The sequence below is a fragment of the Kribbella sp. NPDC000426 genome (assembly GCF_040300265.1).
Lineage (GTDB): Bacteria > Actinomycetota > Actinomycetes > Propionibacteriales > Kribbellaceae > Kribbella.
Genome location: NZ_JBEPDK010000008.1, coordinates 417,267 through 441,832 on the forward strand (window position 1 = coordinate 417,267; position 24,566 = coordinate 441,832).

The 24,566-nt window shown below is 69.2% G+C and carries 27 protein-coding genes; 17 read left to right on the forward strand and 10 right to left on the reverse strand.

Annotated elements, in window-relative coordinates:
• Window positions 1-82: 82 nt before the first annotated feature.
• From ABT313_RS36535 to ABT313_RS36555, 5 genes are read left to right on the forward strand one after another with little or no spacing between them, the layout of a single operon-like run.
• Window positions 83-1,012, forward strand: coding sequence for an ABC transporter permease (locus ABT313_RS36535; RefSeq protein ID WP_350863519.1), 930 nt, complete (start codon window positions 83-85; stop codon window positions 1,010-1,012).
• Window positions 1,012-2,010, forward strand: a complete 999-nt coding sequence (locus tag ABT313_RS36540) for an ABC transporter permease (RefSeq protein WP_350863521.1) — start codon at window positions 1,012-1,014, stop codon at window positions 2,008-2,010. The genes ABT313_RS36535 and ABT313_RS36540 overlap by 1 nt, the downstream gene beginning before the upstream one ends.
• Complete coding sequence (locus ABT313_RS36545; protein WP_350863524.1) at window positions 2,003-3,013, forward strand: ABC transporter ATP-binding protein; 1,011 nt, start codon at window positions 2,003-2,005, stop codon at window positions 3,011-3,013. The genes ABT313_RS36540 and ABT313_RS36545 overlap by 8 nt, the downstream gene beginning before the upstream one ends.
• Window positions 3,010-4,008, forward strand: a complete 999-nt coding sequence (locus tag ABT313_RS36550) for an ABC transporter ATP-binding protein (RefSeq protein WP_350863527.1) — start codon at window positions 3,010-3,012, stop codon at window positions 4,006-4,008. The genes ABT313_RS36545 and ABT313_RS36550 overlap by 4 nt, the downstream gene beginning before the upstream one ends.
• Window positions 4,005-5,678: an ABC transporter substrate-binding protein gene (locus ABT313_RS36555; RefSeq protein ID WP_350863530.1), complete on the forward strand. Its 1,674-nt coding sequence runs from the start codon at window positions 4,005-4,007 to the stop codon at window positions 5,676-5,678. Before ABT313_RS36550 ends, ABT313_RS36555 begins: the two co-directional genes overlap by 4 nt.
• A 3-nt stretch (window positions 5,679-5,681) precedes the next feature.
• Here ABT313_RS36555 and ABT313_RS36560 read toward each other — a convergent pair whose 3' ends face one another.
• Window positions 5,682-6,173 carry a phosphatase domain-containing protein gene (locus tag ABT313_RS36560; protein WP_350863532.1) on the reverse strand — a complete coding sequence of 164 codons (492 nt, stop codon included), beginning with the start codon at window positions 6,171-6,173 and terminating at the stop codon, window positions 5,682-5,684.
• Window positions 6,166-6,738 carry a GNAT family N-acetyltransferase gene (locus tag ABT313_RS36565; protein WP_350863534.1) on the reverse strand — a complete coding sequence of 191 codons (573 nt, stop codon included), beginning with the start codon at window positions 6,736-6,738 and terminating at the stop codon, window positions 6,166-6,168. The genes ABT313_RS36560 and ABT313_RS36565 overlap by 8 nt, the downstream gene beginning before the upstream one ends.
• On the opposite strand from ABT313_RS36565, the gene ABT313_RS36570 reads away from it, so the two are divergent.
• From ABT313_RS36570 to ABT313_RS36580, 3 genes are all read left to right on the forward strand, one after another.
• The gene (locus ABT313_RS36570; protein WP_350863537.1) at window positions 6,737-7,558 is read left to right on the forward strand and encodes an oxidoreductase; all 822 of its coding nucleotides are present in this window, start codon (window positions 6,737-6,739) and stop codon (window positions 7,556-7,558) included. The genes ABT313_RS36565 and ABT313_RS36570 overlap by 2 nt on opposite strands.
• A gap of 94 nt (window positions 7,559-7,652) precedes the next feature.
• Window positions 7,653-8,780 carry a metallophosphoesterase family protein gene (locus ABT313_RS36575; RefSeq protein WP_350863540.1) on the forward strand — a complete coding sequence of 376 codons (1,128 nt, stop codon included), beginning with the start codon at window positions 7,653-7,655 and terminating at the stop codon, window positions 8,778-8,780.
• A complete protein-coding gene (locus ABT313_RS36580; protein ID WP_350863543.1) occupies window positions 8,777-11,530 on the forward strand; it encodes an AAA family ATPase in 2,754 nt (917 codons plus the stop codon). The genes ABT313_RS36575 and ABT313_RS36580 overlap by 4 nt, the downstream gene beginning before the upstream one ends.
• On the opposite strand, the gene fdhD is transcribed toward ABT313_RS36580, so the two are convergent.
• Both fdhD and ABT313_RS36590 read right to left on the reverse strand, forming a co-directional pair.
• Window positions 11,514-12,347 carry a formate dehydrogenase accessory sulfurtransferase FdhD gene (gene fdhD / locus ABT313_RS36585; protein WP_350863545.1) on the reverse strand — a complete coding sequence of 278 codons (834 nt, stop codon included), beginning with the start codon at window positions 12,345-12,347 and terminating at the stop codon, window positions 11,514-11,516. The two genes, ABT313_RS36580 and fdhD, sit on opposite strands and share 17 nt — an antisense overlap.
• Before the next feature lie 17 nt (window positions 12,348-12,364).
• Complete coding sequence (locus tag ABT313_RS36590; protein ID WP_350863548.1) at window positions 12,365-13,330, reverse strand: phosphotransferase family protein; 966 nt, start codon at window positions 13,328-13,330, stop codon at window positions 12,365-12,367.
• Window positions 13,331-13,437: 107 nt separating this feature from the next.
• Between ABT313_RS36590 and ABT313_RS36595 the strand changes: the two genes are divergently transcribed.
• On the forward strand, window positions 13,438-14,619 hold the full coding sequence (locus ABT313_RS36595) for an RNA-guided endonuclease InsQ/TnpB family protein (RefSeq protein WP_350863827.1): 1,182 nt from the start codon (window positions 13,438-13,440) through the stop codon (window positions 14,617-14,619).
• A 94-nt stretch (window positions 14,620-14,713) separates the two neighbouring features.
• A complete protein-coding gene (locus tag ABT313_RS36600; protein WP_350863551.1) occupies window positions 14,714-15,319 on the forward strand; it encodes a trimeric intracellular cation channel family protein in 606 nt (201 codons plus the stop codon).
• Here the strand turns inward: ABT313_RS36600 and ABT313_RS36605 are convergent.
• Window positions 15,302-16,012: a MerR family transcriptional regulator gene (locus tag ABT313_RS36605; RefSeq protein WP_350863554.1), complete on the reverse strand. Its 711-nt coding sequence runs from the start codon at window positions 16,010-16,012 to the stop codon at window positions 15,302-15,304. The genes ABT313_RS36600 and ABT313_RS36605 overlap by 18 nt on opposite strands.
• A gap of 40 nt (window positions 16,013-16,052) precedes the next feature.
• Window positions 16,053-17,228, reverse strand: coding sequence for an MFS transporter (locus ABT313_RS36610; protein ID WP_350863556.1), 1,176 nt, complete (start codon window positions 17,226-17,228; stop codon window positions 16,053-16,055).
• 72 nt (window positions 17,229-17,300) lie between these two features.
• Here ABT313_RS36610 and ABT313_RS36615 point away from each other — a divergent pair, with 72 nt between their 5' ends.
• The 3 genes from ABT313_RS36615 to ABT313_RS36625 all read left to right on the forward strand — a co-directional run bounded on the left by ABT313_RS36615 (window position 17,301) and on the right by ABT313_RS36625 (window position 19,769).
• The gene (locus ABT313_RS36615; RefSeq protein ID WP_350863559.1) at window positions 17,301-18,371 is read left to right on the forward strand and encodes a ferrochelatase; all 1,071 of its coding nucleotides are present in this window, start codon (window positions 17,301-17,303) and stop codon (window positions 18,369-18,371) included.
• Window positions 18,368-19,174, forward strand: a complete 807-nt coding sequence (locus ABT313_RS36620) for an inositol monophosphatase family protein (protein ID WP_350863562.1) — start codon at window positions 18,368-18,370, stop codon at window positions 19,172-19,174. The genes ABT313_RS36615 and ABT313_RS36620 overlap by 4 nt, the downstream gene beginning before the upstream one ends.
• A gap of 295 nt (window positions 19,175-19,469) precedes the next feature.
• Window positions 19,470-19,769: a DUF4193 domain-containing protein gene (locus ABT313_RS36625; RefSeq protein WP_130379292.1), complete on the forward strand. Its 300-nt coding sequence runs from the start codon at window positions 19,470-19,472 to the stop codon at window positions 19,767-19,769.
• 92 nt (window positions 19,770-19,861) lie between these two features.
• Here the strand turns inward: ABT313_RS36625 and ABT313_RS36630 are convergent, their stop codons facing one another.
• The gene (locus tag ABT313_RS36630; RefSeq protein WP_350863566.1) at window positions 19,862-20,188 is read right to left on the reverse strand and encodes a DUF4235 domain-containing protein; all 327 of its coding nucleotides are present in this window, start codon (window positions 20,186-20,188) and stop codon (window positions 19,862-19,864) included.
• 30 nt (window positions 20,189-20,218) lie between these two features.
• A complete protein-coding gene (locus ABT313_RS36635) occupies window positions 20,219-20,674 on the reverse strand; it encodes a DUF3093 domain-containing protein (RefSeq protein WP_350863569.1) in 456 nt (151 codons plus the stop codon).
• A gap of 52 nt (window positions 20,675-20,726) precedes the next feature.
• Here ABT313_RS36635 and dut point away from each other — a divergent pair, with 52 nt between their 5' ends.
• The 4 genes from dut (at window position 20,727) to ABT313_RS36655 (ending at window position 23,101) form a co-directional block, all read left to right on the forward strand.
• The gene (gene dut / locus ABT313_RS36640; RefSeq protein WP_130450488.1) at window positions 20,727-21,179 is read left to right on the forward strand and encodes a dUTP diphosphatase; all 453 of its coding nucleotides are present in this window, start codon (window positions 20,727-20,729) and stop codon (window positions 21,177-21,179) included.
• Between the two features lie 87 nt (window positions 21,180-21,266).
• Window positions 21,267-21,917 (forward strand): DUF3710 domain-containing protein, encoded by a 651-nt coding sequence (locus ABT313_RS36645; protein ID WP_350863573.1) that lies wholly within the window; start codon window positions 21,267-21,269, stop codon window positions 21,915-21,917.
• 19 nt (window positions 21,918-21,936) lie between these two features.
• Entirely contained in the window at window positions 21,937-22,326 is a 390-nt protein-coding gene (locus tag ABT313_RS36650) for an OB-fold nucleic acid binding domain-containing protein (protein ID WP_134098895.1), read from the forward strand.
• Window positions 22,319-23,101, forward strand: coding sequence for a DUF3159 domain-containing protein (locus tag ABT313_RS36655; protein ID WP_350863576.1), 783 nt, complete (start codon window positions 22,319-22,321; stop codon window positions 23,099-23,101). Before ABT313_RS36650 ends, ABT313_RS36655 begins: the two co-directional genes overlap by 8 nt.
• Before the next feature lie 52 nt (window positions 23,102-23,153).
• Here ABT313_RS36655 and ABT313_RS36660 read toward each other — a convergent pair whose 3' ends face one another.
• Window positions 23,154-23,828 (reverse strand): potassium channel family protein, encoded by a 675-nt coding sequence (locus tag ABT313_RS36660; RefSeq protein WP_350863579.1) that lies wholly within the window; start codon window positions 23,826-23,828, stop codon window positions 23,154-23,156.
• Complete coding sequence (locus ABT313_RS36665; protein WP_350863582.1) at window positions 23,828-24,490, reverse strand: potassium channel family protein; 663 nt, start codon at window positions 24,488-24,490, stop codon at window positions 23,828-23,830. The genes ABT313_RS36660 and ABT313_RS36665 overlap by 1 nt, the downstream gene beginning before the upstream one ends.
• Between the last annotated feature and the right edge of the window lie 76 nt (window positions 24,491-24,566).

A 24,566-nucleotide genomic window follows, 5' to 3' on the forward strand; every position in this document is an offset into this window, starting at 1 on the left:
GAATTCGAGATGCAACAGCAGTGGTGGAAGGATGCGGCCTAGGTTTTGTCGGCTGTAAATATTCAACCAGTCGGGAGTGCTTGTGAGTTCCTCGGTCGCCGGGACCGTTTCACCCACCCGGCAGGCGTTGCGCCGGTTACGGCGTGACCGCAGCGCCCGGGTCGGCGTCGCACTGGTCGGCGTGCTGATCGTGATCGCGGCGGCCGCGCCGCTGCTGGTGCGACTGGCCGGCCAGGACGCGACGACGTACCACATCGATCTGCTCGATCCGAACCGCGGGAACGCGCCGGCCGGCGCCCTGGGCGGGATCAGCGGCACCCACTGGTTCGGCGTCGAGCCGTTGACCGGCCGGGACCTGTTCTCGATCGTCGTCCTCGGCCTGCGGACGTCGTTGTTCATCGCGGTCGTGGTCACCGCGATCACGACGGTCGTCGGCACGCTCGCCGGCATCAGCGCGGCGTACTTCGGCGGCTGGTTCGACGCGGTCATGTCGCGGCTGCTCGACTTCCTGTTCGGGTTCCCGCAGCTGGTCTTCATGATTGCCCTCGGCATCATCATCCCGGCCAGGTTCCCGCGCTGGCTGCTGCTGATCCTGGTGCTGAGCTTCTTCGGCTGGGCCGGCCTGGCCCGGCTGATCCGCAACCAGGCCCGCTCGCTGGTCGCTCGCGAGTTCGTGGAGGCGGCCCGCAGCGTCGGCTCGAGCGGCTGGATGGTCATCACCCGCGAACTGCTGCCGAACCTGCTCGGCCCGGTCCTGGTGGTCGCCACGCTGGCGATCCCCGGCTACATCGGCGCCGAGGCGGCGCTGTCGTTCCTCGGCGTCGGCGTACCGCCGCCGACACCGAGCCTCGGGCGGTCGATCTCGGACTCGATCGCCTGGGTGTACACCGGCGCGGATCCGTGGTTCCTGCTGTTCCCCGGCACGATGCTGTTCATCGCCGTTCTCGGCTTCACACTTCTCGGTGACGGCGTCCGGGACGCGTTCGACGTCCGGCTGCGGAGGACGAGCTGATGCCCGACCTCGTTTGGTTCGTGATCCGCCGGCTGTTCGCGGCGCTGCTCGTGATGCTCGCGCTGAGCCTCGCTGTCTACCTGGTCTTCTACGCGATCCCCGCCGACCCCGCCCACCTGGCCTGCGGCAAGCCCTGTACGCCGGACCGCCTGGAGCAGGCGCGGCACTTCATGCAGCTCGACCAGAGCACCCTGCAGCAGTACCTGAGCTTCCTCAAGGGCATCTTCGCCGGCCGCACCTTCGGCGAGGGCTCGGCGGCCGTGCACTGCAACGCGCCCTGCTTCGGGTACTCGTTCCCGCTGGCCCGCCCGGTCACCACGCTGATCCTGGACCGGCTGCCGGTCACCGCGTCGATCGCGCTCGGCGCCGCCGTACTGTGGCTGCTCCTCGGCGTCTCACTCGGCGTGATCGCCGCGCTGAACCGCGGCCGCATCCTCGACCGGCTCGCGATCGGGGTGGCGCTGGTCGGAGTCTCGACGCCGTCGTTCCTGCTCGGGCTGCTGGCGATCCTGGTGTTCGGGTTCTGGCTCAACATGGTCCCGGTGAACGGGTACGTTCCGCTCACCGAGAGCCCGGTCGACTGGGCCTGGCACCTGATCACGCCGTGGATCGTGCTCGCGATCCTGCAGGCGGCGTCGTACATCCGGCTGACCCGTTCGCAGATGCTCGAGGAGCTGAACCTCGACTACATCACCACGGCACGGGCCAAGGGCGCCGGCGAGGGTCGCGTGGTCGTGACGCACGGGCTGCGCGGCGTGCTCGTCCCGGTCATCACGCTGTTCGGCCTCGATCTCGGCGGTCTGCTCGGTGGTGCGATCCTGACCGAGAAGGTCTTCAGCATGCAGGGCCTCGGCGACCTGCTGATCAGCGCGGTCGGCTCGCTCGACGTCGCCGTGGTCGTCGGCGTGACGCTGTTCTCGGCGTTCCTGATCATCCTCGCGAACCTGGTGGTGGACATAGTGCACGGTGTGCTCGACCCGAGGGTGAGCCATGGCTGAGCCGAGCAACAGGCCGGTGCTGGAAGTACATGACCTGCACGTCACGTTCGCGACCGAGGGCGGCCCGGTGCCGGCCGTCGACGGCATCGACTTCGCCGTCGCGCCGGGGGAGACGCTCGCAATCGTCGGCGAGTCAGGTTCCGGCAAGAGCGTCAGCTCGGCCGCCGTGATGGGCCTGCTGCCCTCGAACGCCGAGGTCACCGGCGAGGTGCTGCTCGACGGCCGCGAGCTGATCGGCCTGCCGAACGACGAGCTCCGCAAGATCCGTGGCAACGAGATCGCGATGGTCTTCCAGGACGCCCTGTCCGCGCTGAACCCGTACTACAGCGTCGGCTGGCAGGTCGCCGAGGCGTACCGCCTGCACCACGACGTCTCGAAGAAGAAGGCGTACCAGCGGGCCATCGAGATGCTCGACAAGGTCGGCATCCCGGACGCGTCCCGGCGGGCCGACAGCTACCCGCACGAGTTCTCCGGGGGAATGCGCCAGCGGGTCGTGATTGCTATGGCTCTGGTGAACGACCCGAGAGTGCTGATCGCGGACGAGCCGACGACCGCACTCGACGTGACCGTGCAGGCACAGATCATGCGCCTGCTCGACGACGTGCAGGCCGAGTTCGGTACGGCGCTGGTCCTGATCTCGCACGATCTCGGCGTCGTCGCCGAGGTCGCGGACGACGTCCTGGTCATGTACGCCGGTCGCGCGGCCGAGCGCGGTACGGTCCGGGACATCTTCTTCCGGGCTGCCCACCCGTACGCGCTGGGTCTGCTCGGGGCGATGCCGCGGGTCGACGTACCGCCGAAGCCACGGCTGACCACGATCCCGGGCACCCCGCCCACGCCGGGCTCGATCACGACCGGTTGCCCGTTCCAGCCGCGGTGCGCGTACACGCATCTGGTCGGTGAGCGCTGCATCACCGAGCGTCCGGAGCTGACGCCACGCCCCGGTGAAGGCGACCACGAGGCGGCCTGCCATCTCGGACGACGGCCGGAGGTGATCCTGTGAGAGAGGAGCTGCTGAACCTCAAGGACGTCAAGAAGTACTTCGGTCTGCGCGGCGCCCCGTGGCGCAAGGCGCAGGCGGTCCGCGCGGTCGACGGCGTGAACCTCGTGGTGCACAAGGGCGAAACGGTCGGTCTGGTGGGCGAGTCCGGGTCGGGCAAGTCGACGCTGGCCCGCGTGGCGACCCGCCTGCTCGACCCGACCCACGGCCGCGTCGAGATCGGCGGCACCGACGTCACCAAGGTCCGCGGTCGCCGGCTGCGGCCGGTCCGCCGGCGGGTCCAGATGGTCTTCCAGGACCCGCAGGCGTCGCTGAACCCGCGGCAGTCGGTCGGCACGATCCTGAGTACGCCGTACCGCGCACAAGGCATCCGTCCGACCCGCGCCCAACTCGTCGAACTGCTGGAGCAGGTCGGCCTCGCCGAGCAGTACCTCGAGCGGTACCCGCACGAGTTCTCCGGCGGCCAGCGCCAGCGGATCGGGATCGCGCGCGCGTTGTCGGTGAAGCCGGACCTCCTGGTCTGCGACGAGCCCGTGTCCGCGCTCGACGTGTCCGTCCAGGCCCAGGTGCTGAACCTGCTCGCCGACCTGCGCGACGAGCTCGGCCTGTCGTACGTGCTGGTCGCGCACGACCTCGCCGTGGTCCGGCAGGTCGCCGACCGGATCGCGGTCATGTACCTCGGCACGATCGTCGAAGAAGGCCCCGCCGCACAGGTCTACGAGTCCCCGGCGCATCCGTACACGAAGGCGCTGCTGTCCGCGGTGCCGGTGCCCGAGCCGGGCGTGAAGCGGGACCGGATCGTGCTGACCGGCGACGTACCGACGCCCATCGACCCGCCGTCCGGGTGTCCGTTCCGGACACGCTGCTACAAGGCGCAGGACGTGTGCGCGACCGAACGACCGGTGCTCGAGCCCGTCCAAGGTTCGACCGAACGCTCCACCGAGCATCGGGCCGCCTGCTACTTCCCTGAGCCCCCCACCTCTGAGAGGAACCAATGAAACGCATATCCCGAGCGGTCGCGGTAGCGGCCGTGCTGGCGCTGGCGGCCGCCGCTTGCAACGCCAACGACAAGACCGCGTCGAGCGGTGGCAGCACCGCGGCCGCGGAGCAGGGCGGCACCCTGCACTTCCTCAGCACCGCCAAGGAAGTCAGCTACGACCCGGCCAAGAGCCAGAACCTCGGCATCAGCGGCATCCACCTGGTCCTGCGCGGCCTGACGTCGTGGAAGACCGACCCCAGCAAGCCCACCGAACTGGTCCCCGACCTCGCCACCGACACCGGCCAGGTCAGCGACGGCGGCAAGACCTGGACCTACAAGCTGAAGCCGGGCCTGAAGTACGCCGACGGGTCGACGATCGTTGCCGCTGACATCAAGTACGGCGTCGAGCGGTCGTTCGCGCCCGAACTGTCCGGCGGTCTCGGCTACCACAAGTCGCTGCTCGTCGGCGGCGACAAGTACACCGGCCCGTACAAGGGCGGCGAGCTGGCCTCGATCGAGACCCCGGACGACTCCACGATCGTCTTCAAGCTGAACAAGCCGTACGGCGACTGGCCGTGGATCGTCAGCATGCCGGCGTTCTCACCGGTGCCGAAGAAGGACGACACCGACCCCGCGCACTACGGCGAGAAGCCGATGGCCAGCGGCCCGTACCAGGTGCAGTCGTACTCGCCGGGCTCGAAGCTCGTGCTGACGCGCAACCCGAACTGGGACAAGTCGACCGACCCGGCCCGGACCGGTCTGCCGGACTCGATCGTGACCGACATGGGCCTGCAGCCCGACGTCGTCAACCAGCGGCTGATCGCGGACGCCGGCGACGACAAGTTCGCCGCCACCACCGGGGTCTCCGTCCCGGCCGCGCTGATCCCGACCGTCACCGGCAACCCCGCAGTGAAGGCCCGGGTGGCGACGTCGACGTCCGGCGCCCTGATGTACCTGGCGATGAACACGCAGCGCCCCGCGCTCGCCAAGCCCGAGGTCCGCAAGGCGATCCAGTACGCCGTCGACAAGCAGGCCGTCCAGGTCGCCGAGGGCGGTCCGGAGTTCGGCGGTGAGCTCGCCACAACCCTGATCACGCCGGGTATCGACGGCTACAGCAAGTTCGACCTGTTCCCGGCGCCGCCGGCGGGTGACCCGGACAAGGCCAAGCAGATGCTCGCGGCCGCCGGTGCCGGCAACCTGAACCTGGTCCTGGCCGCCGACAACACGACCGGTCTCGGCGTGGCGCAGGCGATCCAGCAGGGTCTGAAGCGGGCCGGGATCACGGTCACGATCAAGCCGCTGGACAGCGAGCCGCTGACCGACCTGATCACCGGGAACAAGCCGGACTTCGACCTGACCGTGTCGAGCTGGCTGCCGGACTTCCCGAGCGCGATCGGCAACATCCAGCCGCTGTTCGCCTCGTCGGAGATCGGCAACGGGGGATACAACATCTCCCGCTACTCCAACCCGGCGGTGGACTCCGCGATCGCCGCGGCGACGGCCGAGTCGGACCGGACCAAGGCCGCCGGGATGTGGGGTGCGGTGGACAAGCAGATCATGGCCGACGCACCGGTCGTGCCGCTGATCTACGCCCGGAACGCGTTCCTGCACGGTTCGAAGGTGCAGAACTTCTACCTGCCGCAGTACCCGCCCTACCCGAACACGCTGATCCTCGGGCTGAGCAAGTAGGTCTCAGGTCCGTCCTTCGGATTCCTGAGCTTCGAAGAGGGTCGGCTGGGTCTCGGCATCGAGTCCCCAGTCGGCCCTCATCACTGTATAGCCGGCCTTCTCGGCAGCGGCGATCACCTTGACGTCGTCGTCGACCAGGACGGCGACCGGGCGCTGTTCGGCCAGACGCTGCAGCCGGCCGAGCTTCATCATCGTCGACGGGCGCCGGTCGGTGTTGCCGCGCATGTACAGCTTCCCGTCCGGGAAGCCGTTGTCCTTCAGCCACTTCACCGTGTCCCGCCGCAGCCGCTCCGGCCGCCCGGTCAGGTAGACGATCTCGTGCTCGGCCGCCAGCGTGGTCGCGACCGCGAGCCCTTCGTCGAGGACGGCGTCCTCCTTGGCGTGCGCGAAGAACGAGTCCCAGTCCTTCGGCTTGCGCTCGATGAAGTGGATCCGCCGGCTCGTGTCGGACAGCGTCGCGTCGATGTCGAGTACGGCGTACGGTCGCTCATCCATGGTGCACAGCTTCCCAGGTCGCGCGGTCGGCGCCGTACAGGACCTCGCCGAACTCGGTTCCGGGCAAGGGGTCGTCGAAGTGCTCGTGGTAGATCTTCAGGAACCGCAGGCCGGACCGGCGCATCACTGCTCGCGAGCGGTGGTTGACCGCCATCGTGTCCGCGACCACCTGCTCCATGCCGAGGCCGAAGGCGTGGGCGATCAGCGCCTTGGTCCCTTCGGTCGCGTAGCCCTTGCCCCAGGCGGCCCGGTGCAGCCGGTAGCCGACACCGGCCGTTGAAGCCTCGGCGGTCGGTTGCAGGCCGAACCATCCGATGAAGCCTTCCGCTGCCTCGGCCTTGAACGTCCCGAGCTGCGGATGCTCGGCGTACACCTTGAGGATGTCCGGCAGTACGACGTTCTCGATCTCGTCCCGTGGCGTCGGCTGCCGGGTCAGGAACCGCATCACCTCCGGGTCGGAGTCCAACGCCAGCAGCAGGTCGACATCGGCCGGGGTGAACCGGCTGAGCCTCAGCCGATCGGTCTCGAGGTAGATCGCCACTCCCGGATCGTAGGCTGTCTGCATGTCTGAGGTCTGGTTGATTACAGGTGCCGGAGCAGGATTCGGACGGGCGTTGACGGAGGAGGCACTGGCCGCGGGTCACACCGTGGTAGCCGCGGTACGACGGCCGGAAGCCCTCGAGCTGCAGCATGCGCGGCTGTCGGTGGTGAAGCTGGACGTGACGGACACCGAGGCGATTCCGGCGGTGGTCGCGGATGTACTCGCGCAGCACGGGCGGATCGACGTACTCGTGAACAACGCCGGCCGCGGGATGGTCGGGGCGGCCGAGGAGACGACCGACGAGGAACTGCGCGGGTTGATGGAGCTGCACTTCTTCGGGCCGGTCGCGTTGACGAAGGCCGTGCTGCCGGGGATGCGCGAGCGGGGGAGCGGCACCGTCGTACAGCTGACCAGTCAGGGTGGGCGCTTCGCGTTCGCGGGGATCAGTGCGTACAGCGGGTCGAAGTTCGCGCTCGAGGGTTGGTCGGAGGCGCTCGCGGCCGAGACCAAGCAGTTCGGTATCCGCGTGATCATCGTCGAGCCGGGCGCGTTCCGTACGTCGTTCAACGAGCCGAGCGCCCTGTACGTGACCGAGATCAGCGACACCTACGAGGGCCCCGTCGGAGCCGTCCGTGACGCACTCTCGAACGGAAACGGCACCCAGCCCGGTGACCCGGTCCGCGCCGCACAGGCCATCCTCACCGCCGTCGCCAGCCCCGAGCCCCCGCTGCGTCTGCCGCTCGGATCGGACGCGGTCGACGCACTCCAGGGCGTGTACGGCGCTGCGCAGGTCCAGGTCGCCACCTGGTCCGAACTCTCCCGTAGCGCCGACTTCCCCCGGTAAACGCCGGAAACCTGTCCGGAGTGTGGGCGGTGTGGGGCGCTTCTGAGTGTTGAGTGTGCGACTGTCGGTGGCTCGGGTTAGCGTTCTTCCCGCAATGGACGAGTCGATCACGTTTCTGCACAGCTCGGACTGGCAGCTGGGAATGATGCGCCGGTTCCTGGGGCCGGACGGTCAGGCCCGGTGGGGCCAGGCGCGGCTGGACGCTGTCGCACGGATCGGCGAGGTCGCGGAGCAGACCGGGGCGGCGTTCGTGGTCGTCACCGGGGACGTGTTCGAGCACAACCAGGTCGAACGGCAGACGATCCTGCGCGCTTGTGAAGCCCTGAAGCGGATCCCGGTGCCCGTCGTCCTGCTGCCCGGCAACCACGACGCACTCGAGCCCGGCTCGCTGTGGACGTCGAGCCAGTGGCAGGCGCACGCGCCGGAGCACGTCACGGTCCTGACCGAAACGACGCCTTTTCAAATCCTGCCGGGGGTCGAGCTCGTCGGCGCACCGTGGCGTTCGCGCCGCCCGCTCTCGGATCCGGCCGCGCCCGGGTACGCCGACCTCACGCCCGAGCCCGGGATCGTCCGGATCCTGCTCGCCCACGGTCAGCTCACCAGCTTGTCCGGCGGCATGTCCGACGTACCGACGATCGACCAGACCGCACTGGAGGCCGCGGTCGCGGACGGCCGGCTGCAGTACGTCGGGCTGGGCGACCGGCACTCCACCACGAAGGTGACCGAGCGGATCTGGTTCTCCGGGACGCAGGAGGTCACGTCGCCCGAGGAGGACGCTCCGGGCAACGTGCTGAAGGTGACGATCGGCGCCGGCGCCATCGAGGTCGAACCGGTGCGCGTTGGCGCCTGGCACATGGTCGACCACCGCGTCGAGCTGTTCGACGAGGAGTCGATCCAGGCGCTCGAGGACTGGTTCGCCGAGCTGCCGGACAAGGAACGGACGTACGTGCGGCTGGCCGGCGACGGCTCGTTGCCGCTGCCGTTGCTGAGCCGGCTGGACGCGATGATCGACGCGCAGGGCGAGGTCTTCGCCAGCGTGGAGCGCTGGGCCAAGTTCTGGACCGTCCGGCCCGCACCGGACGCGGCCGACCTCGAGTCGCTGCAGTTGAGCGGTCCCGCGCGCGCCGCGATGGAGGAGCTGCGACAGGCGCTGGCCGGCGGCGACGAGGGCGCGGGTGCGGCGTTGTCCTTGATGCACCGATTGGCGCGGGACGCGGGATGAGATTGCACAGCTTGGCGCTACGGGACTTCCGTGGCGTCAAAGACCGCATTGTCCGGTTCCGCGCGCTCGGCACCACCGTCGTGGTCGGCGACAACGAGGTCGGGAAGTCCAGCCTGGTCGAGGCGTTCGGGCTGGTCTTCGAGCTGCCCGACGACTCGAAGTCGACCCGGATCCGCGACATCCAGCCGGTCGGGCAGGACGTCGGCCCGGAGGTCACCGCCGAGCTGAGCCTCGGCGGCCGCGAGCTGACCTACACCAAGCGCTGGCTGAAGAACCGCTCCACCGAGCTGACGATCGTCGAGCCGGACGGCCGGCGGCAGTCCTGGACCGGGCGCGAGGCGCACAACGAGGCCGAGCGGCTGTTCCACGAGAACGTCGACCCGGTGCTCTGGCAGACGCTGATGGTCAGCCAGGGCCAGTCGTTGGTGCTGCCAACGCCGGCCGACGCCGAGCCGCTGATCACCGCGGTGACCGCCGAGTCGGGGACGCCGGTCGACGGCGCGTCGATGCCGTTGGTGACTGCGGTCGAGCACGAGTACCTGCGGTACTGGACGCCGCGCGGCAAGCCGACCGGCGACTACGCGAGGTCCGCGAAGACGGTGTCCGCGGCCGAGCTGGGCGCGGCGCAGGCGTTGCAGGCGATCGAGGAGGTCCAGTCCGACATCCGCCGGGCCGAGCGGCTCAACCTCGACCTGTCCGATGTCGACGCCCGGCTGTCCGATCACCTGAAGTCGGTCGAGGAGCTGCGCGAACGCAAGAAGGCAACTGACGAGATCCTGCTCCGCCGTGACTCGGTCCGCTCGCGGGCGGAGACTGCGCGGGCCCGGCTGGAGAACCACACCCGCACGCGGCTCGACCGCGAGCGGCTGCTGGACGAGGTCGAGCGGTTCACCAAGTTCGAGGCTGAGCTGGCCGCGAAACGTGCGGATGCCGACCTGGTCGCCAAGACCGCGGCCGAGATGGTGCAGGCGGCCGAGGCGGCGCTGGCCGAGGTCGTCGAGCTGAAGGACCTCCGGCGGACGGACGTGCAGGCGGCCGAGCGGCGGGTCTCGGACCTGATGGATCGCGCCGAGCTCGATCGTTTGCTGGGGCAGCAGACCGAGCTGGTCGACGTCCGTGCGCGGATCGCGGCGGCCGGGACGATCCTCGACCGGATCAAGGTCGACGACGCGATCGTCGCGGCGCTGGAGGACGCTCGCGCGGCCGTGGTCGAGGCCCGCGCGGCGCTTGCGGCCGGCGTACCCGAGGTGTCGGTACGGCGGCTGGGCGCGGAGCCCGTGGAGTTGTCGGGGACCGGCCTGGACGGAGCTGTGCCGTCGGAGCTCGGCTTCGACGAGGCGACCGAGGTCCTCGTCTCGGGCGAGCTGGTGATCGGCGTACCGGGTCAGCTCGAGGTGACTGTGCGGGCCGGTGGCGAGGCTGCGACGCTGCGGTCGCGCGTCGACGACGCCGTACGGCGGGAGAAGGACCTGCTGAAGAAGGCCGGCGTGAAGGACGTCGCCGCCGCGCGGGAGTTGCTGCGGAAGGCGGACACCGCGACCGCCGAGCTGAACGAAGCCCGCCGGACGGAGAAGTCGCTGACGGCCGGAGGGGATCCGGGGGAGCGGATCGCCGTTCTCAGTGCCCGGCTGGGTCCTGACGACCCCGCAGAGGAATCAGGCAAGCCGGCGGTCGAGGGTGTGCCGGGGCAGATGTCGCTGTTCGCGGAGTTCACGGAGTTCGCGTCTGCGCACGACACGCTGTTCGACGACGTCGACGAGCCTGCACCGGCGGCGGGCGATCTTGCGGGTGCGCAACGAGTGCTCGAAGAGGCGCGCGACGGGCTGGCCGAGGCGGAGCGGTTGCTCGCGGACGCGGAGTTCGCGGCGGCGCAGGCGCGGAAGGCTGCTGACGAGGACCGGTCCGAGGCCCAGAACGCGCGGGCCAGGTCGGAGCTGGCCGGGGAGCGGCTGGCGTCCGCGGTCGAGGCGCTGGAGGCTGCGCGCGCGGTGCTCGACGACGACGGGGTGTCCGCGGCGGAGACCGAGGCGACGGCTGAGGTCGAGGCGGTGCTCGAGGAGCTGACCGTCGTACAGGAGCAGGCGGATGCGGCCGGCGCGGATCAGGTCGCAGGCGAGCTGACGCACGCGTTGGCGGTGGCGAAACGGTTGCAGGGCGAGCGGGACACGCTGCGGGATGCCCTGCGTACGACGGAGGGCCGGCTGGAGCAGTCCGGTCGCGACGGGCTTGCGACGCGGCGGGATCTGGCCGACCTGGAGTTGGCCGCCGTACGCGCGGAGCACGACAGCCTGGAGCGCCGGGCGGAGGCGGCTCGGCGTGTGTACGAGACGCTGAGCCGGCATCGCGCAGAGGCCCAGACGAAGTACTCCGAACCCCTGCAGACCCGCATCGAGTCGCTGGGCCGGAGCGTCTACGGGCCGTCGTTCAAGGTCTGGCTGGACGACGATCTCGCGGTCGCGGAACGAGAGCTCGACGGCGTCCGCCTTCGGGTCGACGCGCTGTCGACAGGCGCCCAGGAGCAGCTGGCGATCATCACCCGCCTGGCGATCAGCCATCTGGTCAGCACCGGCGAGGGCAGCGTTCCCGTCATCTTCGACGACGCCCTCGGCTGGTCCGACAAGGCCCGCCTCCGTGACATGGGCGCCCTCCTCGGCCGGGCCGGCGACCATGGCCAGATCATCATCCTGACCTGCATGCCCGACCGCTACGAATACGTCCCCAAAGCCACCTTCCTCAAGCTGGACGCGTGACCCGCTCCGGGGCGGAGTAGATGACGCAGCGTTCGCCGCGGGTGAAGCCGACCAGCGTGATGCCGGACTGGCGGGCCAGGTCGACGGCGAGGCTGGAGGGGGCGCTGACGGCGACGATCATGCCGATGCCGGCGGCGACGGCCTTCTGGACGATCTCGTAGCCGGCGCGGCCGCTGACGGCCAGGACCAGGCCCTTGCGGCTGTGGTGGTTGAGGACGGTCCAGCCGACGACCTTGTCGACGGCGTTGTGCCGGCCGACGTCCTCCTTCACCACGATCTTGCGGCCGTCGACGGTGAACAGGCCGGCCGCGTGCAGTCCGCCCGTGCGGTTGAACGTGGTCTGCCCCTCGCGGAGCAGATCGGGCAGCCGCCGTACGACGTCGACCGGGACCTCGACCGGGTCGACCGGGTCGTACTCGCGCTCGGCGAGCTCGTCGAGGCTCTGCTGGCCGCAGACGCCGCAGGCGGCCGACGTGACGCCGTACCGCTGGGGCGGTTCGCGGTCCGGGGGACCGTCGAAGGTGACCGTGACGGTGTTGAACTGCTGCTCGCGGGTCAGCGCGACATCGGTGCAGTAGGCAACCGTTCGGATCGCGTCCGGGCGGACCGCGAAACCTTCGCCGAGGCAGAAGCCGGCTGCCAGCTCGAAGTCGGAGCCGGGCGTCCGCATCGTGACGACCAAGGGTTCGGGCGGCCGCCCCGGCCACTCCAGCCGCAACTCCAGCGGCTCCTCGGTGGTGACGACATCCTCACGCCGCGACGTCCGCTCACCATCGAGCACCTCGACTTTGAACCTCGTGGCCGGTCCTTTGGTCATACAACAACAGTAGGCGTTCACCAGCCCCGGCGTACGGCGAGCCAGTCGAGGAACGTCCACGCGTGCAGCCGCTGGTGCTCGCGCAGCGCCGGCGTACATCCGGTCGGCGGTGGGGCATCGGCGTTCTTCAACATGTACGCGGCGATCAGCGCGACGAACGCGTCGAGGTGTTCACCGGGTACGTCGGCCGTCAGCGGACTGCGCTTGATCGCGGCGAACGTGTCGATGCCCTGGTGCTGCGCGATCGGCAACAGACCCGCCCAGTCCACCCAACGCGGCCCCAGCGTCAGCCAGTTCCAGTCCACGATCCAGCACGTGCCGCTCTCGTCGATCAGCATGTTGTCCGGCCGCAGGTCGGAGTGCATCGCCGTGTCGCCGACGAGGATCTCCGGCCCGGCTGCGGCCAACTCGGCCAGCTCCGGCAGCACTCGCGGCAGCCACGGCTGCAGACCCAGCGGAAGCTCACGCTCACCCGCCAGGATCTGCGCGGGTACGGCGACATCGTCCTCGACCAGATACCCGAACGGCTTCAAGCCTTCGAGAGGACTGGGCCGCAACGCGACAGCCATCTCCTCACAAGCAGCCGTGACTCGATCGAAGTCGTCTATCGTCCACGGCGTCCCGGGCATCCGGCCGGTCACGCACTCGGACGCCACCGCGAACCAGCCGTCGACCTGCGCAGTGGCAACGATCGCCGGCGCGCGCACGACGGCCGGAAGTTGCGGCACGACCTCGGCCTCACGCTGGTAGGCGCCGTACGCGTGCATCCCGGACGGCGCTGCCTTGATGAACACCTGGCGGCCGTCGGCCAGCTGCGCGCGGGCCGCGAACCCGCCGGTGAAGCCGGACCCGACCGGATCGGCCACCGCGGTGATCTCGGTGCCTAGGGCAACAGCGAGGGCTTGCTGGACAGCGGATGGGAGGGAACTCCAGTTGGGTCGCAAGGAGGTGCTCGTGTAGTCGACTTCAGGTACGTCGGTCATCGGTTCCTCGCGAGATATACCGCTGCGGCCGACAGTTCGCTTCCGGGCCTCGAGGATCGGAACTGTCGGTGAGTTCTGCTTGGATTGATGGCGTGTCGAGATTTCGGATGTACCCGACTCCACAACAGCATGCAGCGCTGGTAGCGCAGTGTGGGCACGCGCGGTATGTATGGAACTTGGCCCTTGAGCAATGGTTGATGCTCACCCGAGCAAAGCATCCGACGCCCGGGTACGCCGGTCAAGCACGGCAATTGACCGAGGCTCGAGCTGCCGTCGACTGGTTGCGGGCCGGCTCGCAGACCGTGCAGCAGCAAGCGTTGCGCGACTTCATGCAGGCGGTCAAGAACTTCGGCATCGGTACGCATCGTCGACCAACGTGGCGCAAAGCAGGATCGCATGAGGGCTTCCGCATTGTCGGCTCGCAAGCAACCCGGTGGACACACGTGAACCGCAGATGGTCGCGAGTGTTGGTGCCAAAGGTCGGCTGGGTGTGGTTCCGTCGGTCGCGAGCGGTGCCGCAGGCGAAGTCGTACCGCATCACGTGCGACAGGGCGGGTCGCTGGCACATCGCGTTCGCTGCGGTCCCACGTCCGACACCTGCCCCGGGGAATGGAAAAGCTGTCGGTATCGACCGCGGCGTTGTAGTCTCGGCGGCTCTGTCGACTGGAGAACTCCTGTCGTGTCCAGGGTTCTCTGCGTCCGAACAGCAGCGGCTGAAGGTTCTGCAGCGTCGGCTCGCACGTTGCCGGCGAGGCTCCAGCCGGCGGTTGCGCGTCAAGGCGGCGTTGGCGAAGTTGTACGCCCGAGGCCGTGACCGGCGCAAGGATTGGGCAGAGAAGACGAGCACCGACCTGGCTCGGCGCTTCGACATCATCCGTGTCGAAGATCTGCAAGTTCGGCAGATGACACTGCGGCCGAGGCGCAGGCCGGATCCTGAACGTCCCGGGACGTACCTGCCGAACGGGCGACGGTCCAAGGCAGGATTGAACCGGGGCATCCTTGCGAACGGATGGACTATCCTGGTCCGTCGACTCGAGCAGAAAGCACCAACTCGGGTCGAAAGAGTCAACCCCGCCTACACATCGCAGACCTGCAGTGCTTGTGGGCACGGCGCGCCGGAGAATCGCAAGAGTCAAGCGGTCTTCCTGTGCGTTGCCTGCGGACATCAGGGACACGCCGATGTGAACGCGGCGATCAATATCGCGGCCGGGCGGGCCGTCAGAGTGCGCCGAGAGACGTCGGTACGCGTCTCGTCGAAGCGTGAACCTCAACTCACTACCTCCGCGTAGATGGTTGGATCCCAGCTGCGAGGCCGGGAGGACGCCAAGTCCACCAACGATAGAAGTGACGGCGCGGCGGCGCTCGTGGTTTAGCGTCTGGCCCATGGTGCTGCAAGTTCTCGACCTGGTGGGGATCTTCGTCTTCGGGATCACCGGGGCGCTGGTCGGCGTCCGCAAGAAGCTGGACGTGTTCGGGATCCAGGTGCTGGCGCTCGTCACCGGGCTCGGCGGCGGGTTCATCCGGGACGTGCTGATCGGCCAGACCCCGCCGGCCGCGCTGCGGGACTGGCGGTATCTGGTCGTCCCGATCGTGGCCGGTCTGCTGACGTTCTTCCTGCATCCGGGGATCGGCCGGCTCGAGCGGCTGGTGAACATCTTCGACGCGGCCGGCCTCGCGCTGTTCTGCGTGACCGGCGCGCTGAAGGCAATCCAGTTCGGCCTGTCGCCGTTCTCGGCCGCGCTGCTCGGCACGCTGTCCGGCATCGGCGGCGGCGTGATCCGCGACGTCCTCAGCGGCCGCGTGCCCGTCGTACTCCGCTCCGAGATCTACGCCACGCCGGCGCTGCTCGGCGCCGGCATCGTGGTGGTCGCGGCGGCGCTGGAGTACCACGCGCTGTGGGTCCCGATCGCCGCCGCGCTGACCTGCTTCACGATCCGGCTGGTCGCGATCCGTCGCGGCTGGAACGCGCCGCTACCCCGCAACCCGTGACGGCGGCTCCCATCCGTTGACCACGGCAACCAGTTCGACGTACCGGTGCCAGCGTGGGTCCGCAGTACGCCGTAGGTCGATCAGCTGCCTGCGGAGCTCCGGGTCCGCCCGCAACGGGTTGTCGCCGGAGAGGACCCGGTAGCCGGCTGTAAGACGCCGTACCGCGGCACGGAAGTCTTCTGAGGAGGCCAGCTCGGCCAGCTCGAGCCAGGCGTCGACCTGCCGTGGCTCGGCGTCGTCAGGCAGTACGGGGGTGAGGTTCTGGCGAGCTGCGGCGAGGGCCGGGTCGTCGCCGAGCGCGTCGGTCAGGAAGTCGGCGATCAGCGTCCGGCGTGCTTCCTCGAACTGTTCAGTCATTTCGGTGAGCTCCTCGGGAGTGGAATGGGCGACCACCGATACGAGGGCGTGCTGCGCCTGCAGCGTCCGGATCTGTACGGCGAGGGCGTCGGCGTGGGCCGCGAGCACGTCGGCGAGCGTCCGCTCCCGCTCCAGCACCGCCCGCACCGTCTCCAGGTCGATGCCCAGAGCACGCAGCGTGCGGATCAGCTCCAGCCGCGCGACCGCGGTCTCGTCGTACCGCCGGTGGCCGGCCGTCGTACGTCGTGAGGTCAGCAGCCCGAGGTCGGAGTAGTACCGCACGGTCTTCACCGACACGCCGGCCAACCGCGCCACCGCACCGATCGAATGGTCCATACCCGACACCCTCACATCTCCCGTTACCGGAGATACAAGCCTAGTTGTGGGCGAAGCGTTCCTTCGGCCGCGCGAACGTGATCGAGACGGCGGCGACGATCGCGCACGCGATGCCCACGCCGAACGGGACCCAGTAGGCGTCGGACGGACCCCACACGTCGACAGCATGCCCCGCAGCCGCGTTGCCCGGCGCGACGCCGAGCAGGATGCCGGTGACCGTCCAGGTGATCGCCTCGGTCAGGCGCTCCGGCGGCACCCACTCCTCGACGCAGGCGGTGACCGCCACCATCGTCGGCGCGATCGTCATGCCACAGCAGAACAGCACGACACCGAGCAGCAGCACGCTGTTGACCCAGGGGAGCGGTGCGAGCGTGACAGCCAGTGCGATGGTGCCGATCAGCAGCCGGCGCTCGACCGGAGCGCGCCAGTGCACAGAGCCGTACCAGAGCCCGGCCAGCAGGCTCCCGAACGCCCAGATCGCCAGTACGACGCCGGCCAGGCCGGCCTGGCCCTTCTCGGTGGTGAAGGCGACCGTGATCACCTCTGCGCCGCCGAGCGTCGCACCGAGGCCGAGACCGATCAGGCTGAGCAGTGTGATCGACAGCCACGGCATCCGGGCCTGATCGGCGCCGTTCGACTTCCCACGCCCTGGCGGGTCCGACGCGCGCAGTGTGGCCAGCCAGATGCCACCGGCCAGCCCCAGTACGCCGGCGGCCGTCAGAGCGGCGTACGGGCTCCACTGGGTCGCCAGCGTGGTGACCAGGACCGGACCGACGATGAACACGACCTCGTCGCCGACCGCCTCCAACGCGAACGCGGTCTGCAGCGCACGGCCCCGCCCGAGCAGATGGGTCCAGCGTGCCCGGACGAACGAGCCGACCTGCGGACGGGTGCCACCGGCAACGAACGACAGCGCGTACAGGATCCAGGTGGCGGCATTCGCACGGACCGCGACGAGGAGACCGCCCAGTGCGACCGTGCAGAGGACCGAACCGATCAGCAACAGCATCCGCTGACCGAACCGGTCGACCAGCCGGCCCTGCACCGGCCCCGTCAACGCGCCGGCGATGACCGCGACACCCGAGACCGCGCCGGCCAGGCCGTACGAGCCGCTCTCGCGGGCGATCAGGATCACGATGCCGAGGCCGATCATCGAGATCGGCATACGCCCGAGGATCCCGGCGGCGAAGAAGGCGCCGGCACCGGGACGGCGCATGAGATGAACGTAGGGCTTGAGCATGAGAGACCGGGAACACCCTAACGTTTCGTCGTCTGAGAAGCTTGGAATATGTCGCCTGCTGCACCCCCGTACGACGCGGTCCTGCTGCTGTCCTTCGGAGGCCCCGAGAAGCCCGAAGACGTCCTGCCGTTCCTCCAGAACGTGACCCGCGGCCGCGGGATCCCGGACGAGCGGCTGAAGGAGGTCGGGGAGCACTACTACGCGTTCGGCGGCAAGAGCCCGATCAACGACCAGAACCGCGAGCTGCTGACGGCGCTGCGGGCGTCGTTCGACGAGATCGGCCTCGACCTCCCGATCTACTGGGGCAACCGCAACTGGGCGCCGTACCTGACCGACACGATGCGCGAGATGGCGGCCGACGGCGTCCGCCGCGCGGTGGTGATCGTCACGTCCGCCTACCCGTCGTACTCCGGCTGTCGTCAGTACCGGGAGAACCTCGAGGACGCGGCCCGGGAGGTCCCGGACGCGCCGCGGATCGACAAGCTCCGGCACTACGCGAACCACCCCGGTTTCGTCGGGTCGTTCGTCGAGTCGACGGCCGATGCGCTGAGCCGGCTGCCCGAGGGCAGCGCGATCGCGTACGTGACGCACTCGATCCCGACCGCGATGAACGCGACCAGCGGACCCGACGGCAACGGGTACGTCGACTGGCACCTGGACGTCGCCGCGGAGATCACGGCCGAGCTGGAGCGCCGGACCGGCCAGGTACGTCGTACCGACCTCGTCTACTGCTCGCGGTCCGGGCCGCCGCAGGTGCCGTGGCTCGAGCCCGACGTCAACGACCACCTGGAGGTCCTGGCCGCCGAGGGCGTGCCGGGGGTGGCCGTGGTACCGATCGGGTTCGTCAGCGACCACATGGAGGTCATCTACGACCTCGACACCGAGGCCGCGAAGACGGCCGAGAAACTCGGCCTGCCGATGGCCCGGGCCGCGACCCCGGGGACCGACCCGAAGTTCGTCATGATGCTCCGCGACCTGGTCGTCGAGCGGGCCGCGGCCGAGCGCGGCGAGCAGCCGGACCGGCCCTGCGTCGGCAAGCTCGGCCCGGCCTGGGACGACTGCCGCCACGACTGCTGCCCACCCTTGCGTCGCCCTACCCCTCAGAAGGAAGCCGTATGACGTCGTCGCCGGACAGCCCGCAGGACCTTCTCAAGCTGGCCGTGGAGGTGGCGGAGGAGGCGGCCAGGCTGATCGTCGAGCGCCGCCGCGGCACGATCACGGTCGCCGACACCAAGAGCACGATCACCGACGTGGTCACCGCCGTCGACCGCGAGTCCGAGGAGCTGATCCGGGCCCGGGTCCTGCAGGCCCGTCCCGACGACTCGTTCCTGGGCGAGGAGGGCGACGACGTGGTCGGCACCAGCGGCGTCCGCTGGGTGGTCGACCCGATCGACGGCACGGTCAACTACCTCTACGACCTCCCGACGTACGCCGTCTCGATCGCGGTCGAGTACGCCGGGGAGACCGTCGCCGGCGTGGTCGTGGACGCGCCGAAGGGCGAGGTGTTCACCGCGACCAAGGGCGGCGGGGCGTTCGCGGACGGCAAGGCGATCCAGGTGTCGGGCGCGACCGAGCTGAGCCAGGCGCTGGTCGGGACCGGCTTCGGGTACGACCCGGCCCGCCGGCAGGTGCAGGCGGAGGTGATCCAGCAGCTGATCACCAAGGTCCGCGACATCCGCCGGATCGGGGTCGGCGCGATCGACCTCTGCTACGTCGCGTGCGGCCGGCTGGACGTGGTGTTCGAACGCGGACTGAACCCGTGGGACTACGGAGCGGGTGCGTTGATCGCGGCCGAGGCCGGGGCGACGATCGGCGGCCTGAACGGCGCGCCGGTGTCGCCGGAGATGTCGATCGCGGCGAGTCCGGCGCTGTTCTCGCCGTTCCACGACCTGTTGGCCGCTGCGAACCCGTTGCGCGCGTAGACGTCGGTGAGTGCTCGTTTCTGCGCAGTATCGCGCACTAATGAGCATTTTGGTGTTCGGTCCTGACATTTGTGGCGACACGCGGGTCACAGCATGGACCCAGCCGTGCATTACGGCGCTTTATAGGGCACAATCCCGTCCTCGGGAGAGGTGATTGCCGATCCCGGCCTGGCTGTCAAGGGTTTCGGGGGACGAAGATTCAGCGCGGTGCGCCGACGCGGAATTTCTCGGCCGCTCTACCCGTTCAAGGGCTCAGCAGGCAACACCACGGGTACGAAGAGGGCAGGGAAACACCATGGCGACTGATTACGACGCCCCGCGCAAGACGGACGAGGACGCTTCCGAAGAGTCGATCGAGGAGCTGAAGACTCGGCGTCACGACAAGAACTCCGGCAAGGTCGACGAGGACGAGGCCGAGGCCGCGGAGAGCTTCGAGCTGCCCGGCGCGGACCTGAGTCACGAGGAGCTGGCGGTCCGGGTCCTCCCGCGCCAGGCCGACGAGTTCACCTGTTCGAGCTGCTTCCTGGTTCACCACCGCAGCCAGCTCGCCGAGACGAAGAACGGCCAGCTGATCTGCCGCGACTGCGCAGCCTGACACCAGCACCCTTCTTCGTAAACAACCAGCGGGACCGCTTCCAGCCACCTGGAACGGTCCCGCTGTCTGTCTGAAAACACCCTCTGCAGGCCTCAGTCGTCTTTCTTGACCAAGCCTGTGTCGGTGCCTCGGATCAGCCCCGCCTTGGCGTCCTGCACGTACCCGGGCGGCGCGTGGCCCGTCGAGCGCAGGTAGTAGGCGGCCGCGCGGCGCTCCGCGAACAACCTGGCGGCGGCTGCGGCTCCAGCACTGGCAGCGGCCCAGGTGATGGCCTCGGCGTACCCTCCGGCGCCGTCCTTCGGCGGCTTCCCGCCCGACCCGAGCTTCCAGGCCGTGGTGACCGCCTTGCTCGCGGCCAGGCCGACCACGATCGTGAAGGCGGCCTGCACCAGCTTCCAGCCGATCTTCGCTCCGACCACTGCACTCTCCCCTAACGCGACAACTGACAGTCAGGATCTTCCCACGCTGTGCCCGCTGAGCGCGGCAGCCAACCGGTCCGGGTGCCGCGTGGCGATCAGCCAGTACGGCGCCGGGTCGCCCGGGTCGGTGATCTGGACCCGCACAGCCCCCGGCACGTAACTGCGCAGCACCAGGTACGCCTTCGGGTCGCAGTCCCGCCCGAACGCCAGCCGCGCGTCCTCACCGGTCAGCGCCTCGACCGTGCCGAGGTACGACCGGTCGATCTCGGCCCGTCCGGCCCGCAGCCGTACGTCGTCCACCTCGACCCGCGCACCGCCGTACCGGACGAACAACGTCACCAGCAGCACCGCCGCGAGCCCGCCGACGATGCTCCCGGCGATCAGCCCGGCCGGCACCGCAGTGATGACGAACAGCGTGATCACAGCGGCCGCGGCGATGATCCACCACGACACCGGCACGCGCAGACTCTCGCGATAGCTACCCACGGACCCAGCCTGGCACGAACCCGTCCCGGCGCGCTCGATAGGGTCGCCTCTCGTGACCGAGGTACTCATCCAGCGCATCGACCCCGAACTCCCGCTCCCGTCGTACGCGCATCCCGGCGACGCCGGCGCGGACCTGGTGGCGGCGGCCGACCTGACCCTCAAGCCGGGGGAGCGCGGCCTGGTCGGCACCGGCATCGCCATCGCCCTGCAGGACGGGTACGCCGCCTTCGTGCACCCGCGATCCGGCCTGGCGGCCAAGCACGGCGTCTCGATCGTGAACGCCCCCGGCACCGTCGACGCCGGCTACCGCGGCGAGATCAAGGTCTGCCTGATCAACCTCGACCCGCACACCGAGGTGACGGTGCGGCGCGGCGACCGGATCGCCCAGCTCGTCATCCAGCAGGTGGAGAAGGCCCGGTTCGTCGAGGTGACCTCGCTGCCCGGTTCCGCGCGCGGTGACCAGGGACACGGGTCGACCGGCGGCTTCGGCGATGTGACACGCTGAGCAGGTGCATCCGTTGACCTGACGGATGCGCGAGACTACGGCGGCCGTGCTGACGTTGTACCAATACCAAGGAAGTAGGCAAGAGCTGTGATCTTCCGCCGCAAGGGCAAGAACGATCCCGAGACGAACGACACCGACGCGGTGGCCGACGAGGGCCCGCTGGACGTTCGCTCCGAGGGCCCGTTCGACTCGACCGAGGTCGACGCCGACGTGCTGGAAGCGGAGGACCGGATCGACCTGGGCGCGCTGGTGGTCAACGGCATGCCCGGGATGGAGCTGGGCCTTCAGGTCGACGAGCAGAGCGGCGTGGTCCAGGCGGTGCTGCTGATGCTCGAGGACTCCGCGCTCGAGCTGCGTGCGTTCGCGGCGCCGCGGTCGAGCGGTATCTGGGACGAGGTCCGACAGGAGATCGCCGCCGAGGCCAGCCGGATGGGCGGTACGGCGACCGAGCACGACGGCCAGTTCGGCACCGAGCTCGTGCTCGTCGTGCCGGTCGAGGACCCCGAGGGACAGATCTTCAGCCAGACGTCGCGGGTCATCGGCGTGGACGGTCCGCGCTGGCTGCTGCGCGCCACCGTCCTGGGCCGCGCGGCGGTCGAGCCGGACGCGGCGCTGCCGATGGAGGAGACGGTGCGCAACACTGTCGTGGTCCGCGGCGACGAGCCGATGGCCGTGCGGGAGTCGCTGCCGTTGCGGATGCCGCCGGGTGCCCAGCCGACTCCGACCGAAGAAGCGTGAGCGGACTACACTCGACGTCATGGGTAGCAGCAAACCCGCGGGGTTGTGGAAGCGTGCCTTCCGCGGCCTGGCCGGTGACCGCGATCAGCAGGACGCGGAGGTCCTCCAGGACTTCGCGCAGGACTGCGGCGCGCGTTCCATCACCGGCTGTCACGACCGGGAACTCGTCACGCTGTACGGCACGTTGCGCACGATCACGTTCAGCCCGCGCGGCGGCGTACCAGCACTGGAGGGTGAGTTGTACGACGGCACCGGCACGGTCAAGCTGATCTGGCTCGGCCGCCGCAAGATCGGTGGCATCCACGCCGGATCGGAGCTGATCGCGTCCGGCCGGATCGGCGTCGTCGACGGCGACCGGGTGATGTTCAACCCGCGCTACGAGCTGCGACCGACGGCCGCGCATGGCTGAGCCGACGTCGCGTCGCGACCAGCTCGACGAAGACCTCAACGAGAAGCTGGTCGAGATCCTGAAGCCCGAACTCGAGGCCGCGGCCACCGAGCCGCCGTCCGACGAATCCGCCAAGCCGGCCCGGTCCACGGACAAGGACTTCTTCCAGGCGCTCGGTGGGTGGGGTGCCCTGCTCGACATCGGGCTGCCGTGGATCGCGTTCTTGGTCGCGTATGCGGTCACCGACCACAAGCTGCAGCTGTCGCTGATCATCGCCGTCGGTATCGCCGCGGTGATCGCGGTGGTGCGGCTGGTCCGCCGGCAGCAGTTGCGCAACATCGTCGGCGGCTTCATCGGCGTACTGATCTCGGCCTGGGTCGCGAACCGCACCGGAAACGCCAAGGACTTCTACGTCCCCGGCCTGCTGACCAACCTCGGGTACGGCGCTCTGTACCTGATCACCGTGCTGATCCGCTGGCCGCTGTTCGGCGTCCTGTACGGCGTGATCACGCAGACCGGCACCGCGTGGCGCCGCGACCCGGCGATGCTGAAGGGCTTCTCCCGGGCGACGCTGGTGTTCGTCGGCCTGTTCGCGATCCGGCTGATCGTCCAGGTCCCGCTGTACTTCACCGGCAGCCTGAACGCCCTCGGCATCGCCAAGATCGGCCTCGGCCTGCCGTTCTACGCACTCGCGATCTGGGTCGCCTACGCCGTACTCCGCGGCTCCCTCCCCGCCGAAAAGTGGGACGAAGCCCGCGACCACATAACCCACCTACTCCGCGGCAACAAGAAGTAGCAAGAAGTAAAGGACACCGCTCCAGCTGTCGCGGAGCGGTGTCCTTTACTGCTTACTCCGGCTTGCGGTGGTGGGGGGAGAGCATGTCTTCGAGTTGCTCTTCGGTTTCGTCGGCGGCGACGAAGAGGAGCTCGTCGTTGAGCTCGAGGGTGCCTTCGGGGTCAGGGCGCAGTACGCGACCTTCGCGGAGGATGACCACGAGGGCGGTGTCCAGCGGCCAGTCGATGTCGCCGACGCGTTGGCCGATCATCGGGGAGTCTTCGGGCAGGGTGAGCTCGACCAGGTTCGCGTCGCCCTGGCGGAAGGTGAACAGGCGGACCAGGTCGCCGACCGACACCGCCTCCTCGACCAGTGCGGACATGATCCGCGGCGTCGACACCGAGACATCCACACCCCAGGCCTCGTTGAACATCCACTCGTTGCGCGGATGGTTGACCCGGGCAACGGTCCTCGGTACGCCGAACTCCGTCTTCGCGAGCAGCGAGACGACCAGGTTGACCTTGTCGTCGCCGGTGCTGGCGATCGCCACCTGGCAGCGCTGCAACGCCGCCTCCTCCAGCGAGGACAGCTCGCACGCGTCGGCCAGCAGCCACTCGGCGCGCGGCACCGTCTCGGCCTTGATCGCCCGCGGGTCCTTGTCGATCAGCAGTACTTCGTGGCCGTTCTCCAGCAGCTCGGCGGCGATCGAACGTCCGACGTTCCCGGCACCGGCGATGGCTACCCGCATCACAGCTCCTCAGGCTTGGCGCCGAGTTGGGACTCGATCGCGGCCGCGTCCCGTTCGAGCATGACGACATGGACCAGATCGCCTTCCTGGATGACCGTGTCGGCCTTGGGCAGCAGCCCTTCGCCGAGGCGGGTCAGGAACGCGACGCGGGCGCCGGTGGCCTTCTCGATATCGAGTGCGACGCGGCCGATCCAGTCCGGGTGTACGTGCATCTCGGCCAGCCGGACCGTCGCGGACGGGTCCCGCCATTCGGGCTCGGCGCCCTCGGGCAGCAGCCGGCGCATCATCTGGTCGACCGTCCAGCGGACCGTGCCGACCGTCGGGATACCGAGCCGCTGGTACACCTCGGCGCGTCCGGGGTCGTAGATCCGGGCCACCACGTTGGAGATGCCGAACGTCTCGCGGGCCACCCGGGCGGCGAGGATGTTCGAGTTGTCGCCGTTGGAGACCGCCGCGAACGCCTCGGCGTCCTCGATCCCGGCCTCGATCAGCACCTCGCGGTCGAAACCCATCCCGACGATGGTCCGGCCGGTGAAGTTCGGGCTGAGCCGCCGGAAGGCGTCGGCGGTCTGATCGATGATCGCGACCGTGTGGCCGCGTCTCTCCAGGCCACGCGCGAGCATCGACCCGACGCGGCCGCAGCCCATGATGACGACGTGCACTGAGTGATCACTCCTTGCCCCACACCAGGGGCCGCTGTCTCGGTTCGGCAGGGATAGACGCTACACCGGACCGGGG